Source organism: Aeromonas sp. 603607 (assembly GCF_049171595.1).
GTDB lineage: Bacteria > Pseudomonadota > Gammaproteobacteria > Enterobacterales > Aeromonadaceae > Aeromonas > Aeromonas veronii.
Genome location: NZ_JAAKOV010000017.1, coordinates 1 through 15602, shown reverse-complemented (window position 1 = coordinate 15602; position 15602 = coordinate 1). Strand labels below are relative to the sequence as shown.

Below are 15602 nucleotides of genomic sequence, written 5' to 3'. Positions count from 1 at the left end.
AACGGATTCAGAGCCCGTAACGCAATTTGAGCGTATCGGGGTGTGGATTGAGATATACCTGCTCGGCGAGATAGGGATTGGGGTACTCGCGCAGGTAGTGACGGATCAGGGTGAGCGGCACCAGCAAGGGGAATATGCCGGTGCGGTACTTGTCGATGGTATCGGCAAGCTCCTGCTTCTGGGCCGGGGTCAGCACCCGCTTGAAGTAGCCCTGCAGGTGCATCAGCACATTGGTGTGACTGCGGCGGTTGGCTCGCAGGGTCAGCGCCGTCATCAATCCCTTGATATAGTTGTCGGCCACCTCCTGCAGGTTGGCGGACTTGCCCAGATTGCCGAGCAGCTTGCCAAGCGCCCGGTAGTGGGTGGTGGCGTGGGAGAGCACCAGATACTTGTAGCGGGAGTGGAAGCGGATCAGCGCAGAGGCGGTGATACCGCGGGCGCAGAGTTGCTGCCAGTCGTGGTAAGCAAAGACCCGCAGCACGAAGTTCTCCCGCAGGATGGGGTCGCACAGACGGCCATCCTCTTCCACCGGCAGCAGGGGGTTGGCCTCCATCAACGCCTTGGCAAAGAGGCCAATCCCCTCCTTGGCGCTCCCCTCGTTGTTGGCGCCATAGACCTTGACCCGCTCCATACCGCAGCTGGGTGATTTGGCACAGAGGATATAACCGGAGATGAAGTCGAGCTGGCGTGCCTTCTGCTCGCTGAAGGCAATCAGCTTTTCGGTGACATCGAAGCTACCGTTGCTCGCCTCGGCACGGATCTCGCCGTTGCGCTTGACCAGCCGGATGGCGGCGCGAGGCGCCCCTAGACCGATGGCCATCTCGGGACAGACGGGGTGATAGTCAAAGTGAGCGCCAAGATCCCGTTCGCAGAAGCTGGAGCGCTTGTGGCCCCCGTCGAAACGCACCTCTTGTCCCAGCAGGCAAGCACTGATACCGACTTTAATCTTGTACATGATGGCACTCCTTGTATAAGTCTTGATTCAGTTATAGCAGTTATACAAAAAAATGGAATTTGTATAACTATTGCCGACTGATACGACACAAGGAGAAAAAAGAGATCACCGGAAAACGAAAAAACCCATGGCGAACGCCATGGGTAAAAATCAAGACACTACGGACTACTGGAAGGAGGATCAGAAGCTGTACTTCACACCCAGGCTGGAGATGGAGCCTTTCTGCAGATCCCAGCTGCGATAGGTGTAGTCGGCAGTCAGCGCCCAGTTCTGGTTGAGCTTGTAAGCACCGCCTACCTTGAAGTCATGCATATCGTCGGTCATGTTGGCGTAACGGTAAGCCGTGGAAAGCTCGATGTCGCCGATGTCGTAGCGCAGACCCACTTCACCGTACATGCTGCCACTATCCTTGCGAGCCACTTCGTCCCATCCCTTGTTGTTCTTGGCCAGCTCACGCTCAAGTTGATAGCCCATCAAACCGGTTTCGCCATAGAGATTGAGTCCTGTGCTCAGCGGGGTAAAGACACCGATACCCAGGCTGGAGATGGACATGCTGTCATTGCCGTCGTTGCGGGAGGTGAATTCGGTTCCGGCACGACCGTAGAAGTTGGAGCCAAAGCTCTTTGAGAGGTCCAGGCTCAGACCACCAAAATCACGGGTACCTTTGCTGGCAGCATCACGGGGAAATGCAGCGCTGTCTTGGCTAAGGTAATCAGACTTGGTGTGCGCCCAGGTCAAACCGCCCTTTGCGTAGCTGAACGCATCCTGTGCCAGAGCGGAAGTAGAGGCGAAACCGGCCAGAACCAGAAGAGATACAGTTGCTTTTTTCATGATGATAACTCCATGTGATTGGGCCCGTTGCTAGCGAGCTGGTATGGAGTCATTGTGCGGTCAGCATCCCGGCTTGCCGAGCGGCAAGCTGTTGCAAAACCATGTCAGATGTAAGCAGATATTTCCCGAGATGTCAGGGGTAACAAATTGCCGGCCCAATCGGTTTGCATGGGCCGGACAACACCAAATCAGCGGAAGACCACCTCATCAATTTCGACCCTGACCAAGGGCTGCCCGGTCAATCCGGCAGGACGGGGGATCTCGAGGGCCAACGACGGACGGACTTGCCCCTTGCGCAGATAGGTCTCCGGCAGGCGGTTCTCGGCAACCCAGAAACGGGCCTCCTGACGGCTCAGCTGCACTCCGTCAGCACTGAACAGGGTCACCATGCCACGCACCCCGACCACATTGCGGGTGCCGGTATTGCTCACCATAAAGGTCAGCACCAGCGGGTCAGATCCCTCGATCTTGTCCAGCTTGACCACCACACCGTCGCGTGCTGCTTGTGACAGCAATTCGGGGTTGGCCTTGGCCTGATCGGTCAGCACCGGAGCAGCAACGGCCACCACGGCCCCAGCCTTCCCATCAGCAGCCACGCCCTGTACGGACTCGGCCGGTTTGACCACCAGATACTCCCAGGTAAAGTCATCGTTGAGCTGAACCTGCCGACCATCGGGCAGCGTCACCCGAGAAAGAGGGGCAGCCTGCGCCAACACGGGGGAGAGGCACAGGGCAATCAGCAGACGGGAGAAGGGTTTCATAGGGCGAAGCTCGGCAACAGGTGAAAGGGCGACAGTATAAACAGTCCCGCCACCCCTTGCCTATGACGGCACTCACGTTCTGGCTCCGGCGTCGCTTGCCCACGGGCTAGATGGCAAGATCGTGCCGCTCTTTGTGCGCCATATCCAGAGTCACCAGATCGAACTCGGTCCTCTTGAGGGCAGAGAGAATATCCGATTGCATATCAAAGGCCTGAGCACGCTGATGCTCGGGCAGACGCACCCGGGCCAGGGTGGTAGAGCAGTCGCACAGGGTATGGAAAAAGACCTGCGCCTCATCCAGCCCCATGTCGGCCAGCATCTGTTCGGCCTGATCCACCATTCGTAGATAACGTTGCTTCAACTGCCGTGGATTGGTGAAGCGATTGCTGAGGCAACCGTTGCTCCCTTTGCCCCAACGACCGAGCTGACGCTTGTTGAAGCCATAGCGAAAATCACGGCTCATCACCCCGTTATCGGCAAAAAACCAGATGGTGTTGGCAGGCAGTGAGCCGAACTGGGCAAGATAGTCATCACGCTCCTCCACCGCGGCCGGAACCAGCAACGGCAGATGAGCCCATTCCGGACGAGCCTGCACATACTCACCAATGCGGCGAACCGGATCGATCAACCCCTCCATATTCGGCAGGCGATCGCAAAAGATGATTTCGTCACTCTTGATGACCCAGTGATCGATGCCATAACGCTGGCAATAACGGCGGGCTCGGGCCACTTCGCTGCGGCTGCGGGTCGGATTATCGAGGGTGATGGCGCGGATCTTGATCCCGCTGGCACGGCACAAATCGATGCTGTAACAGGATTCCAACCGCCCCGAAAAAGAGACTATCAGCTCGTCAAAATTTGCCAGTCGCTCAATCAGCTGCAGCTCCCTGGCTTGAAAAGAGTGATCATATCCCTGATTCAAGACAACAACATTGGCATCCATTAAACAGCTCCGGATGATAAACAGGTGGCTTATTGTGCGGGAAACAAGCTGAATAGGCCCTTACAGAGTCAGGTTAAAATTAAAACTTGATGATTATTTCCCGTGATTCATCCATAAAATCAATACCTTGAGCGTCATACACTCGCAATCTGGCCTGATGTACCCGATGGGCTCGCAAAAAGCCCTGCGCCTGATCCAGCGAGGTGAAGGTCAGGTGCTCCCCCTCGCTGTCGGTCAGACAGAGGTACTCCCCTTCCGCCTCGATACAGAGCTGATAACCACTGCCATCCTTGCAGGCGATGATCAGGGTTGCCTCGGGATAGTGACTGAGCCAATTGCGAAACCGGCCATGCTCCATAGTACTCCTGGAGGGGCATCACCCCTTGTCGGTGACAGGCAAACTGCCCAGCTCACCCAGTTGCTGACGGCAACTCGCCACGTCGGTAAAGACGATCCCCCTGATGCCGAGGGCCTCGGCGGCCGCAATATTGGCGGGACTGTCATCAATAAAGATGCACTCTGCCGGTTTCAGATCAAACGACACCAGCAGATAACGGTAGATATCCGGCTCCGGCTTCATCATCCGCACCCGCGCCGAGACCACCTTGCCGCTGAAAAAGCGCCAGAAATCCTGATGCTGCTCCAGCCAGTCGATGCTGGCGTGCCCCATGTTGGAGAGGGCATAGAGCGAATGGCCCGCTCCGTGCAGCTCGGCTATCAGGGTTAGCATAGCGGGATCTGGCAGCAGGGAAGCGGGAACTGCCTGTAAAATGGCCAGATTCTCCGCCGTCGAGAGGCCAGTGCGCGCTTGCGCTTCCCGGGCCATGTTGTGGAGCGACATGGTGCCTCTGTCTACCTCCAGCCAATCCGGGTGGTTAAAGAGCTGCTCGGCCAACTGTTCGGCCCCTTGCGGACCACGCACCGAACGCACTATACCTACCGGATCCCAGCTCACCACCACCCGTCCCAGATCGAAAATAATCGCCATCGTCTTTACCTCCCCCACGGGGTGTCAGTCATCAAAACAGAGTCAATAGAAGATCGCTCATACGCCATTTTCTTAACCGGATACCCTGCCCCCATCCCCGCCCGCGGGCAAGTTTTACTTGCATCAGACCGGCAAATCCCTTAATGGTTATGACGTTACTTCAAGGACACACCTATGCACGCACCATTCTTCTTTGCTTTCTCGTTTATCCGGCCCGCTTGAGGGAAGGCCTGTCGTCGTGTGAACAGAAAGCAAAGACGAATCGAGCCTCCCCTAGCGGAGGCTTTTTTTTGCATTAATATCAATCGATTACTTGGATAGGGAACAATCATGGCAACGCTCGACGAGATCAGACAAGACATCACCCGGTTGGATCAGGAGCTGCTTGCCCTGCTGGCGAAACGCAAGACCCTCAGCATCGAGGTCGCCCGTGCCAAGCAAGCCAACCCGCGCCCCATTCGTGACCACCAGCGGGAGCAGGAGCTGCTGGTCGCCCTGATCCAGAAAGGGCGCGTGCTTGGGTTGGATGCCCAGTACATCACTCGCATCTATCACACCATCATCGAAGACTCGGTGCTCTCCCAGCAGGCCTATCTGCAGAGCCTGCTCAACCCGGAGCAGCAGGAGCCGATGACCAGCGTCGCCTATCTGGGGCCGCGCGGTTCCTATTCCAGCCTGGCCGCACGCAAATATCTGGCGCGCTACAAGGATCAGGTGATCGAAGTAAACTGCCAGAACTTCCGTGAAGTACTGGATGCGGTGGAGTCGGGTCGCGCCGCCTTCGGCGTGCTGCCCATCGAAAACACCAGCTCGGGCTCCATCAACGAAGTCTATGACGTGATGCAGCATACCAGCCTATCCATCGTCGGCGAGCTCACCTACCCCATCGAGCACTGCATCCTCACCGCCGTACCGACCGAGCTGAGTCGCATCAAAACCTTCTATGCCCACCCGCAGGTGTTCCAGCAGTGCTCCCACTATCTGAGCAAATTGGAAGGGGCGCGCCACGAGATCTGCGACTCCTCCTCCAGCGCCATGATGAAGGTGAAAGAACTGGCCAGCCCGGAGGCCGCCGCCATCGGCAGCGCCGCCGGTGGCGAACTGTATGGTCTGGACGTGCTGGCCGAGCAGCTCGCCAACCAGAAAGAGAACTACAGCCGCTTTATCGTGGTGGCGCGCAAACCCATCGACGTGGCGCCGCAGATCCCGGCCAAGACCACCCTCATCATGTCCACCTCCCAGAAGCCGGGCTCGCTGGTGGAGGCGCTGCTGGTACTGCGCAGCCACGAGATCAACATGACCAAGCTCGAATCCCGTCCGGTGCAGGGCAACCCGTGGGAAGAGATGTTCTATCTCGATGTCTCCGCCAACCTGCAGACCCCGGCGATGCAGGCTGCACTGGTGGAGCTGACCAAGATCACCCGCTATATCAAGGTGCTTGGCTGCTACCCGAGCGAGGATGTGAAACCCACCGCAGTGCCGCCGGTGCTGATGGGAAGCTAACCAGCCCACAACGACAAAAGGCGAGCACCCTGCTCGCCTTTTGTTTTGATGCCTGTGTTGATGCCTGTTTTCAGGTCAGACAATCAACTCAGAACTGACCAGCCATCAACTGATTGATGTTGTAGAGGGCACGGGTATCGAGCTCCATCTCGGTGGCATAGGTGTTGCCGCGCGGATAGGAGGCAACCACCCGGGCACCACGCACCACACCAGCGACCGACACATCCAGCGAGTTGGAGGTCTGGGTCAAGTCGCGGTAGCTGCTCTGACCGCGCACCTGCTGACCATTGAGCTGCTCGGCCAGCTCGCGATAGGCATCCATCTTGGAGGCGCGAATGGCTTGCAGCATCTTCTCCGGCTGGGAGGGGCCGGGCTGGATGTCGATCACCGCATAACCCACCGCCTTGAGCACCGGAAAATCATCGGGCTTGCCACCCTGGGTGTAATCCACCACCCGGTTACCGCTGCAACCGGTGAGCAAGAGAGCCAACAGGCAACCAAACAGGATCTTCATGACTCGCTCCTCACGGGGTCAGGTTGACTAGATGACCGCCCGGCCTAGCCTGACTGTCACGCATCAGATAACCGCGATTGATCGATGCCCGACCAAACGAGTTGTTGGCACCGAACAGATATTTTTGCGGGATCAGGCTCTGGGCTGTGGTCTCCACCATCTTGGTGCGCATGTCGATAACGCGGGCGTTGACCAGGATCCCCTTGCTATTGCGGCTGAAGGTGCCGACCAGAATGCGGGAGATCGGCAAACGGGAAGAGAGCTCCTTATAGTTGCGGCTCAGCACGAAGTCCCCCTGCGGCGTCACCTTGATGCTACCGGTCAGCTTGAAGTCCACCACCACCTCGCCGCGGCGGTTGAGCTCGTAGATAAAGCTCTCCTCAATCTGCTGCCCCATCCAGTTGGTATCCTGCAGGGTATCGAGATCGACGAAAGAGGCCACCGCGATGGGCTCGGTCAGGGTGGTCAGTGATTTGCGCTCCATCAACTGATCGGTCATGCGCGCCACCAGCCAGTTGAGCTCCATCCCCTGCGCCGCCTGGCGGGGGTCACCCTGATCTCGATTGATAGGGTCGGAGCCGCATCCGGTCAATGCCAGGGCGAGCGCCAACGCCGTGATGAGTTTGTTCATGGATACCTTTCCTGTATCTGCACCTGATTTGTTATCGGACGCGCCGGACAAAGCTTGAGCCGGGAATGAGGCATGATTCTTGCTTTTTTAATGGACATCGTCAGCGCCAACGTGCGCTGCCACTTGGAACGTGTTGTGATCCATGTCGGCCAGCAGGCGCCATTTCCTCAAAATGGCGCGGCTGCCCGCCAACTCAAGGTATCTGCTATGAAATTACCGCTGCTGTTGACCCTGCTGCTGGCCAGCCTGAGCGCCCGAGCCGAGCTTATCGAAGCGCAGGGCAGCGCCGCCATTCTGGGGGGCGATGAGGTCTATGCCCGCGAGCAGGCGACCCGCGACGCCCTGCGTCAGGCGCTGCTGGCCAGCGGCGCGGCCGTTTCCAGCGTCCAGCGTCTGGAAAATGGCAGCCTGCGATCCGAGCAGATCCAGATCCGCTCCGGCGGCGACATTCGCCAATACCGGCTCAAGCGGGAAGAGGTGCGCAACGGCCGCATGTACATCACGCTAGTGGCCGACATTCAGGCCGAACGCCAGATCTGCCAGACCCAGCACTTCGCCAAGGATTTGACACTGGTCAGGCTGCGAATGCGCTATCCGGACCAAGCCAGCTACGGCGCCATGGACGACATGCCGGAAAACCTCTCGCGACGACTGTTCGAGACCCTCGCCAATGCGCCGCAAGGGGTCGCGGTGCGCCAGTGGCTGGATGAAAACCTGCGCATCGATCCGCTCCATCTGCAACAGGGGGATCGCAGCGCCCTCGAGGAGATCAAGGCGCTCAGCCTGCGTACCGACAGCCAGTATCTGGTGCTCGGCAGCATCGACGATCTCTCCATAGAGCCGCAGGGCAACCAGCTGACCAGCTGGTATGAGGATCCGGTGCGCAACTTTCGCATGCAGCTCTACCTGTTCGACGGTATTAACGGCAGTCTGATCAACCGCAAGGTCTACGAAGGACGTGCCACCTGGACCTTTGGCAAGCGGGAACAGGTGGGCAGCAGCAGCGGCCAGTTCTGGCAATCGAGCTATGGCCAGGAGGTCAACTACCAGTTGCAGCAGGCGGCTCAAGATCTGGTAGCCCAGCTCACCTGCGCCCCGGTCACCGCCCGGGTGGTAGGCCAGAACGAACGTGGCCCCTACATCAATCTGGGGCGGCGCAACGGCGTCAAACTCGGCGACCAGTTCAGGATCCAGCACAACGCCGACTTCATCGACCCCTACGGCAAGTCCCGCATGATGCGCAACCCAGCCGACGGCCTGTTCGAAGTGGTGCAGGTATTCGACGATGGCGCCATCATCAGCAGCCAGAACAAATATTCGCCGTTTAACATCCAGAATGGGGATTTGGCAGTATTGGAATAGGTGCCAGAGAGTTACCGGCGCTTACGGCATCTCCCGAGCTTCCCGTTGTTATGGTTCACCAGTGGATTGGTATCGGTCAGTTTCCCAACACCTGACGCAACCTCTCCTGCGCAACGCCCACCAGCAGGTCGGGCTGGAACTTGGAGATAAAGCGGTCACACCCCACCTTCTTGACCATGGCTTCGTTGAAATTGCCGCTCAGGGAGGTGTTGAGGGTGATAAAGAGATCAGACATGCGCGGATCGCTGCGTACCTCGTGGGTCAGGCGGTAGCCGTCCATCTCCGGCATTTCGGCATCGGTGATCATCAGCAGGATCTCGTCGGTCACCTTCTTGCCAGCATCGCACCACCCCTTGAGCAGGGTCAGCGCCTGCAAACCATCCTGACACTCGATCACCTCAAGCCCAAGCTGGCCCAGGGTCTCGCGCACCAGATTGCGGGCGGTGCTGGAGTCATCGACGATCAGCACTTTGCGGCCATGCATCTCGGGCAGGATCTCTCGGTCCAGCACCTCCTCGGAGATGCGGATGTCATAGGTGATGATCTCCGCCAGCACCTTCTCTACATCGATGATCTCGACGATCTGCTCCACTCCATCTTCGGGAATGCGGGTGATGGCAGTGAGGTAGTTGGCGCGTCCGGCGGAGCGCGGCGGCGGCAGGATATCCTTCCAGGTCATGTTGACGATATTGGCCACCTGCCCCACCAGAAAGCCCTGAATGGTGCGGTTGTACTCGGTGATGATGAGGTTGGATTCACTGTCTATGGGCATGGGACGCATGCCGATGGCGCTGCGCAGGTTGATCACCGGGATCGAGGTACCGCGGATATTGGCCACCCCGCTGATATTGTGATGGGAGCCCGGCATCTTGCTCAGATGGGGCAATTTGACCACTTCCCGTACCTTGAAGACGTTGATGGCGAACATCTGACGGGTGCCGAGACGAAACATCAACAACTCGAGGCGGTTTTCCCCCACCAGTTGAGTTCGTTGATCAACGGAATCCAATATACTCGCCATACGCTGATATCCATCTGATTATTAATCGACTCTATTATAGAGGCTGCCCGCCAGGAAAGGCAGGCGCATTTTCAACCAGAGCGACCAACCAGACAAAAAAAGTGAGGCCGAAGCCTCACTTATCTCATTGATTTTAAAATCAATAGCTACAGACAGACTTCCAGCTGCCATCGGTTGCCTTGGGCTCGCTGCTGGTCCACCAGTTTGCTTGCCACACCACCTTGTTATGGGTGATGCGATCACCGCCATTGGCATGATCCCCCTGCGGCCAGCTCGGATAGGCCTTGTAGGCCGCCGGATTGACGTTCTGGCTGCTGCAGCTGGTGCCCGGATTCTCGCCGCCACCCGAACCCAGCACGGCCTCCGGCAGGGTCGGGAACTCGACCTTGAGACCAATGGTCTGGCTGCCACTGATGATGCGCATACCGCTCGGCACGCCAGCGGCGGGCAGGTAGTAGGTCATGGCGACTTCAATCTCGGCCCCCGGCGCCAGAGTCTGCCAGCCCGGCAGGTTCATGGCGACCTTGTGGAAGTCCTTCTCGCCCGCAATGCCTTCCGAGTTATCGTTGCCACCGCTCTCCACCACTTTCAGGCCCATGCCACTCTGATCCGTGATGGTGTCAGAGGTGGAGGTGGGCACCAGAAACTCGATGCGAGCGCCGCCCGGAATGGTCTGGGTCGACTTGTTGACCAGCTTGAGTTTCGGGTTGATCGGGTAGTTGGAGTCCCCTTCCTTGAAGCCGGAGAGGCTGACCTGGATATCGAGCTGGGCGCTCGGCGCGGCCAGATCGTTTTGCTTGGTGTTGTACGGAGTTGCCTTGGCAAACTTCTCATAAGCCAGGGTGGTCAGGGTACTGCCCATGCCGTACTCGTTCTTGGCCGGATCGAAGGCGTAATCACCCGCCATCTCCCAGAACATCACGCCACCCAGACCACGCTTGATGATGTAGTCGAGCTTGTGGCCCATGGACTCTTCATCTTCTGTTGAGAGAAACACCTTCTTCTCTTCGTTCCACAGCCAGGGCGCGTGGGCCTTCTCATCGTAGTAACGCACATACTTGCCCTGCATCACGTGAGCCGGATTGTTGGGATCCAGACCCCAGGCAGTGCCATAACTCGGCAGCGTGGTGATGCCGAGGCTGGCTGCATGCTCCAGGTTTTTGGCATGCCACATGGGCACGGCGCCACCGCCGATCTCTTTGCCGTTCTTGTCCAGATCATGCCAGATGTTGTCGATGCCGACCGCCCCGTTGCCGCACGGAATGGTGCTGCCACCTGTGCCCGGCTGGCACTCGTTCTGGCTCGGCAGGGCTGCCTTGCCACCCAGCCCGTGACTGCCACCGCTCACCCCCTGCCAACCGCGGGTGTAATAGGGCACGCCAACGTTGATCTTGCCAGCCGCCAGCGCACCGCGGAAGTAGTGAGCAGACCAGGCGGCGTTGAGGTAACCGATACCGCCAAACTGGGTCTGGGTATAGACGCCCCAGTGAGAGAGCTCGGGGTCGGCATTGTTGTCGAACAGGGCAGCGTTGTGACCGACAAAGTGGTTCCAGGCACCGTGGAAGTCATAGGTCATCAGGTTGACGTAGTCGAGATACTGAGTGACCTGGAAGTTCTCCATCCCGCGCAGCAGATAGGCCGAGGCCGGTGAGGCGATGGTCAGCATATACTTGCGGCCATCTTCGTTACCGGCGTTGTCGAGCCGCGCCCGCAAGGTCTTCATCAGAACCTCGTAGTTGGCAAACAGCTTGGCCCGGCACTGGTTGGATAGCGGGAAGTCGTTGGGGTTGCCCGCATCCTTCATCGAGGTGGGGTATTCGTAGTCGATATCGACCCCGTCAAAGCCGTACTGGCGGATAAAGCTCACCGCCGAGTCAGCCAGGGTGTTGATACCGGCAGTATTGACCGAGCAATCGCCCTTGGTGGTGGCGGTGTAGAAGCCGCGCGTATCGGCCCAGCCCCCGACCGAGATGAGGGTCTTCACGTCCGGATACTGCTTCTTGTACTTCGACAGCAGGTTGAAGTGGCCCTTGTAGGCAAATTCAGGATCCATCTCGGCACCCGGCACGCCATCCCAAGTCATCTTGGTGGCTGCATCGTCCACCTTGATGGTGTGGCTCTGCTCATCCACCGCCGCGAAGGCGTAGTTGATGTGGGTGATCTTGTTCCATGGAATATCGCTCACCAGATAGGCGGGCAGGCCGTTCTTGCCGGTGCGCCAGGAGGTGAAGTAGCCGATAACCCGACGGGCATGGTCATCCCCCATGCACTCGTAACCATCCGGACGATAGATCTGGCGAATGTCACAAGAGAGGTTGCCACCGGTGGGCGGCAGCGCGGCCTCCTCGACATTGACGGTCACCGCCGCCGACTCACCGCTCAGATTGGTCTTGTCTGTGGCCACCAGCTTGAGGGCGGCACTCCCTTTGGCATCCGGCGTCCAGTTCACCTGCCAGGGGGCAGTAGTGTCTTCACCAATCTTCTTGCCATCGACATAGAGCTCGACTTTGGCCACATCGTTGTTGGCATCTGTGACGTTGCCGCTCACCGCCACACTGCGACCCAGCGTCACCTTGGCGCCATTGGCCGGGCTGCTGATGCTCGCCTTGGGCGCCTCTGGCGCGACCACGGCGGCGACGTTGAAGCTGGAATCCGCTTCGCTCAGCACCTTGCCATCTTTATCCAGCGCCCGTGCCTTGAGGGTATGGGCCCCCACTCCGGCGGCGCTCCAGCTGGCACTCCAGGGCGAGGCGCTCGCCGTGGCGACCAGCGTGCCGTCGACAAGATATTCCACCCGGGCCAAGGCCGTTACCGGGCCGCTCAGGCTCACCGCCAGCGCCACGCTGGCTCCTTCGTTGAAGCTGGCACCTACAGCCGGCGAGCTGACGGCCACACCGAGCGCAGGAGGAGGCACCTCGCCACCATAGGGCTTCCAGGCATCTGCCCAGACCACACCTACCCCCGGCTCATAGTGATAGGGGGATGCCCCGCACCAGCCTGAATAGGGAAATTCTTTGCACTCGTAGAGGGCACCGACGTTGCTGACGATATCGCCAGCCTTGTAGGCAGTACCGGATTTATAGGCGGGATAAGCGGCCTGAGCCCAGGCGGGCGCAGCCGCAAGGGCGACCAGCATGGCAAGCCTGCTGGGTCTGAAGAGCTGTTGCATATTGTTATCTTCCTTGTTTTGTCTTGGCATTGGTCATCAAGGCAAAGAACAACCGCAACCTGCATGATGGGCGCAGACAACTGGCAATGGACCTGCCACACAAACCACCCCTCACCCAGGGAAACCCCGCTATCTGGATCCACGATCGAGACCGGAGGCATTGCGCCCCGACATCACTGCCGGTTTGCCCTTTACCTGGGTTCCGTGAGGAACGAACCCAGTATAGGAAGGCGACAAGATCCCCTCAATCTTTATTCTCAAAGAGAATTATCCCCTGCCACGAAAGCGTCATGATCACAGGGTTAAAATTGATTGAATTATCAAAAAAATCATATCGTTACTGGGATCATAAAAACGCTTTTCCTCATCTTCCCAGATTCGTTTAATGTGCGTTGGCTCACTGGTATGACATGCCAGAAATGTGACAATGCGCGCCCTTGGTCAACGAGCCAAGGCTATGGAATCACTGGCAAAAATAAAAAAGGAACACCTATGAAAGGTACTCGTACCCTGCTGTCGCTGGCCGTGGGGCTGGCACTTGCATCCTCAGGCGCCCATGCGGCATTTGTCTGCCCGTCCGATCCGGCTCAACTCACCCCCATCCCGACCATTCAGGGCACAGGCTCCGCCAGCTCGCTGGCCACCCAGACCGTGACCGACAAGAACGGTAACGTGACCGGTAAAATCAGCACGGGCACCTTCAACGTTCGCGGTATCGTGACGACGCTGGGCCAAAGCCTGACCAAGGGTTTCTATCTGACAGACCCGGTGGGCGATGGCAATCCGGCCACCTCTGATGGCATCTTTGTGTATCTGAACGACAAGGACTTCGCGACCAAATATAAAGACGTCAAACCGGGGAGCGAAGTCTGTCTGGAAGCACAGGTGCAAGAATTTTACGGCGGCACCCAGCTGACCCCGTTAGTCGACAAGGCCACCAAAAAAGCCCACTTGCAAGTCAGCGCACAAGGGCTGAATGTGCCGACCAGCGTACTGCTGGTCAATGAAGGGGAGACGCTGGCTCAAGCGCTCAATCGCCACGAAGGGATGCGGGTACGTCTCGACAGCAGCAGTGACCTGCACCTGACCCGCAACTATGGCTTCGACTACAAGGTCTATCGCAACAACGTAGAGTTGGCCCACAAAACCCCGCTGATCAAACCGACCCAACTTCATGTTGCCAACAGTGCGGACGCTGTCGCACTGGCCACCCAAAATGGCAGCAACCGTCTGGTGGTTGAGTCTGATTACAAAGCACCGGATGGCGTACTGCCCTGGTTCCCGAGCTGGGATGCCGATCAGGGATATCTGCGCATCGGTGATCAACTGACCGGGCTGGAGGGGGTCATCGTATACAACAAGGATGCCTTCCGTCTGGTAGTACCGAGCGATGTCACCCTGACTGCCGGTGCTCTGCTGCGTAGCCCTGAAGAGGATCGTCAAGACGCGCCGGCTCGCCTCGCTGGCAGCGATCTGCGGATCGGCAGCTTCAACGTACTCAACTACTTCACCAGTCACTCCAGCATTGGCGGCGCACTCAATATCCTGTGCAAGGATCAGGCGGATGCCGACAACGCCAAAGGTTGCAACCGGGGTGCCAAGAGCCAGCCCGAGTTCGAGAAGCAGCGCACCAAGATCGTCAATGCCATCACCGCAATGGATGCCGATCTGCTCGGCCTGATGGAGATGGAGAACAACGGCTTCGAGGATAACTCGGCCCTCAACAATCTGGTGACCCGCCTCAACGAACAGCAGAAGGATGCGAGCAAACACTACGCCTATGTGCGTCTGCCGGTCACTGCCCTTACCGATGGCAAGTTCTTCGGCGGAGACGCCATCATGGTGGCGATGATCTACCGTCCTGCCCTGCTCACCCCCAGCGGAGATGCCAGCGTCATCAAGCTGCCGGAGCAGCGCTACACCACAGGTGGTGTGGCCAAGACAGCCGGTCAGCGCGATTCTCTGGTTCAGACCTTCACCCTCGCCAAGAGCAAGGAGCCGCTGACGCTGGTGGTCAACCACCTCAAATCCAAGGGGTCAGGCTGCTACGAAAATGGCGATGGCAAGACAGAACCGGCCGACCTGCAGGGCAAGTGCACCGAGTTCCGGGTCTCTGCCGCCAAGGTGCTGGGTGAGGCAGTCAGCAAACTGCCGGGCCAGGTGCTGCTGGTGGGCGACTTCAACTCCTACGCCAAGGAAGATCCGATCCGGGTACTGACCGACTACAACCCGGCCACCAGCGAGCGGAAGATCGTATCGGCCTCCCACACCTTTATCGGTGATCACTCCTATGAACAGCTCGGTCGCGAAGTGACTCGCAGCTACGGCCTGATCGATCTCAACGTCAAATTCAACAAGGAGAAAGCCATCTCCTACAGCTACGACGGGGAGCTGGGCACCCTGGACTACGCCCTCGCCAACCCGGCGCTGGCCAGCAAGGTGGCAGGTGTCGCCGACTGGCACATCAACTCCTTCGAGAGCTCCCTGTTCGAATACGGCAGCCAGTACACCGGCACATTGCTCAAGTCTGACAACCCCTTCAGTGCCTCCGACCATGATCCCATCATCGTCGACCTGAGACTGGAGAGCGATGCCACCAAACCGGACACCTCCTCAGGCGGTGGTGCACTGGGACTCGGCCTGCTGGCCCTGTTGCCACTGGCCTGGCGACGTCGCCGTTAACCACAGGCGCATTTGAATAGTGCAAGCAAAGCCCGCGACTCTCGCGGGCTTTTTCATTCAGGTCATTGGATTTACAAATGAAAGGCGCGGACGTATGGAGAAAATAAATGATGGAGAAAACAAAAATGCCACCGCGATGCGGTGGCCTTTTTGCTTCTTGTAACAAGAATTTGGTGGAGCTACGCGGGATCGAACCGCGGACCTCTTGCATGCCATGCAAGCGCTCTCCCAGCTGAGCTATA

13 protein-coding genes, 1 riboswitch and 1 other annotated feature are annotated in these 15602 nt (G+C 58.4%); of the genes, 3 read left to right on the top strand and 10 right to left on the bottom strand.

What is annotated here, in order from left to right:
• Window positions 1-7: 7 nt before the first annotated feature.
• The 6 genes from G5315_RS15755 to G5315_RS15730 form a co-directional block, all read right to left on the bottom strand.
• Window positions 8-955 carry a YbgA family protein gene (locus G5315_RS15755; protein ID WP_088869993.1) on the bottom strand — a complete coding sequence of 316 codons (948 nt, stop codon included), beginning with the start codon at window positions 953-955 and terminating at the stop codon, window positions 8-10.
• A 180-nt stretch (window positions 956-1135) separates the two neighbouring features.
• The gene (locus tag G5315_RS15750; RefSeq protein ID WP_216979351.1) at window positions 1136-1786 is read right to left on the bottom strand and encodes a porin family protein; all 651 of its coding nucleotides are present in this window, start codon (window positions 1784-1786) and stop codon (window positions 1136-1138) included.
• 188 nt (window positions 1787-1974) lie between these two features.
• On the bottom strand, window positions 1975-2547 hold the full coding sequence (locus tag G5315_RS15745) for a DUF3157 family protein (protein ID WP_227341230.1): 573 nt from the start codon (window positions 2545-2547) through the stop codon (window positions 1975-1977).
• Between the two features lie 106 nt (window positions 2548-2653).
• On the bottom strand, window positions 2654-3490 hold the full coding sequence (locus G5315_RS15740; RefSeq protein ID WP_227341232.1) for a hypothetical protein: 837 nt from the start codon (window positions 3488-3490) through the stop codon (window positions 2654-2656).
• A 79-nt stretch (window positions 3491-3569) separates the two neighbouring features.
• Entirely contained in the window at window positions 3570-3848 is a 279-nt protein-coding gene (locus G5315_RS15735; RefSeq protein ID WP_216979354.1) for a DUF6482 family protein, read from the bottom strand.
• An 18-nt stretch (window positions 3849-3866) separates the two neighbouring features.
• Window positions 3867-4478 (bottom strand): HAD family hydrolase, encoded by a 612-nt coding sequence (locus G5315_RS15730; RefSeq protein ID WP_216951922.1) that lies wholly within the window; start codon window positions 4476-4478, stop codon window positions 3867-3869.
• A 170-nt stretch (window positions 4479-4648) separates the two neighbouring features.
• Window positions 4649-4770: a sequence feature (Phe leader region), on the top strand.
• A gap of 38 nt (window positions 4771-4808) precedes the next feature.
• Between G5315_RS15730 and pheA the strand changes: the two genes are divergently transcribed.
• The gene (pheA, locus tag G5315_RS15725; RefSeq protein ID WP_005343631.1) at window positions 4809-5981 is read left to right on the top strand and encodes a prephenate dehydratase; all 1173 of its coding nucleotides are present in this window, start codon (window positions 4809-4811) and stop codon (window positions 5979-5981) included.
• An 88-nt stretch (window positions 5982-6069) separates the two neighbouring features.
• On the opposite strand, the gene G5315_RS15720 is transcribed toward pheA, so the two are convergent.
• Together G5315_RS15720 and G5315_RS15715 are read right to left on the bottom strand one after the other, a co-directional pair.
• Entirely contained in the window at window positions 6070-6495 is a 426-nt protein-coding gene (locus G5315_RS15720) for an LPP20 family lipoprotein (RefSeq protein WP_064338605.1), read from the bottom strand.
• A gap of 10 nt (window positions 6496-6505) precedes the next feature.
• Window positions 6506-7126, bottom strand: a complete 621-nt coding sequence (locus G5315_RS15715; protein ID WP_005338718.1) for a FlgO family outer membrane protein — start codon at window positions 7124-7126, stop codon at window positions 6506-6508.
• A gap of 207 nt (window positions 7127-7333) precedes the next feature.
• Between G5315_RS15715 and G5315_RS15710 the strand changes: the two genes are divergently transcribed.
• Window positions 7334-8488: a flagellar assembly protein FlgT gene (locus tag G5315_RS15710; protein WP_103251879.1), complete on the top strand. Its 1155-nt coding sequence runs from the start codon at window positions 7334-7336 to the stop codon at window positions 8486-8488.
• Between the two features lie 76 nt (window positions 8489-8564).
• On the opposite strand, the gene G5315_RS15705 is transcribed toward G5315_RS15710, so the two are convergent.
• Both G5315_RS15705 and G5315_RS15700 read right to left on the bottom strand, forming a co-directional pair.
• On the bottom strand, window positions 8565-9509 hold the full coding sequence (locus G5315_RS15705) for a chemotaxis protein CheV (RefSeq protein ID WP_323913019.1): 945 nt from the start codon (window positions 9507-9509) through the stop codon (window positions 8565-8567).
• Between the two features lie 139 nt (window positions 9510-9648).
• Window positions 9649-12678: a glycosyl hydrolase family 18 protein gene (locus tag G5315_RS15700; RefSeq protein ID WP_052200047.1), complete on the bottom strand. Its 3030-nt coding sequence runs from the start codon at window positions 12676-12678 to the stop codon at window positions 9649-9651.
• 116 nt (window positions 12679-12794) lie between these two features.
• Window positions 12795-12877: riboswitch (cyclic di-GMP riboswitch) on the bottom strand.
• Window positions 12878-13170: 293 nt separating this feature from the next.
• Between G5315_RS15700 and G5315_RS15695 the strand changes: the two genes are divergently transcribed.
• Window positions 13171-15360 carry an ExeM/NucH family extracellular endonuclease gene (locus G5315_RS15695; protein WP_421333345.1) on the top strand — a complete coding sequence of 730 codons (2190 nt, stop codon included), beginning with the start codon at window positions 13171-13173 and terminating at the stop codon, window positions 15358-15360.
• Window positions 15361-15602 lie beyond the last annotated feature (242 nt).

Coding starts and splice junctions, on each gene's coding strand:
- G5315_RS15755 (WP_088869993.1), bottom strand. CDS start 955: ATGTACAAGATTAAAGTCGGTATCAGTGCTTGCCTGCTGGGACAAGAG.
- G5315_RS15750 (WP_216979351.1), bottom strand. CDS start 1,786: ATGAAAAAAGCAACTGTATCTCTTCTGGTTCTGGCCGGTTTCGCCTCT.
- G5315_RS15745 (WP_227341230.1), bottom strand. CDS start 2,547: ATGAAACCCTTCTCCCGTCTGCTGATTGCCCTGTGCCTCTCCCCCGTG.
- G5315_RS15740 (WP_227341232.1), bottom strand. CDS start 3,490: ATGGATGCCAATGTTGTTGTCTTGAATCAGGGATATGATCACTCTTTT.
- G5315_RS15735 (WP_216979354.1), bottom strand. CDS start 3,848: ATGGAGCATGGCCGGTTTCGCAATTGGCTCAGTCACTATCCCGAGGCA.
- G5315_RS15730 (WP_216951922.1), bottom strand. CDS start 4,478: ATGGCGATTATTTTCGATCTGGGACGGGTGGTGGTGAGCTGGGATCCG.
- pheA (WP_005343631.1), top strand. CDS start 4,809: ATGGCAACGCTCGACGAGATCAGACAAGACATCACCCGGTTGGATCAG.
- G5315_RS15720 (WP_064338605.1), bottom strand. CDS start 6,495: ATGAAGATCCTGTTTGGTTGCCTGTTGGCTCTCTTGCTCACCGGTTGC.
- G5315_RS15715 (WP_005338718.1), bottom strand. CDS start 7,126: ATGAACAAACTCATCACGGCGTTGGCGCTCGCCCTGGCATTGACCGGA.
- G5315_RS15710 (WP_103251879.1), top strand. CDS start 7,334: ATGAAATTACCGCTGCTGTTGACCCTGCTGCTGGCCAGCCTGAGCGCC.
- G5315_RS15705 (WP_323913019.1), bottom strand. CDS start 9,509: ATGGCGAGTATATTGGATTCCGTTGATCAACGAACTCAACTGGTGGGG.
- G5315_RS15700 (WP_052200047.1), bottom strand. CDS start 12,678: ATGCAACAGCTCTTCAGACCCAGCAGGCTTGCCATGCTGGTCGCCCTT.
- G5315_RS15695 (WP_421333345.1), top strand. CDS start 13,171: ATGAAAGGTACTCGTACCCTGCTGTCGCTGGCCGTGGGGCTGGCACTT.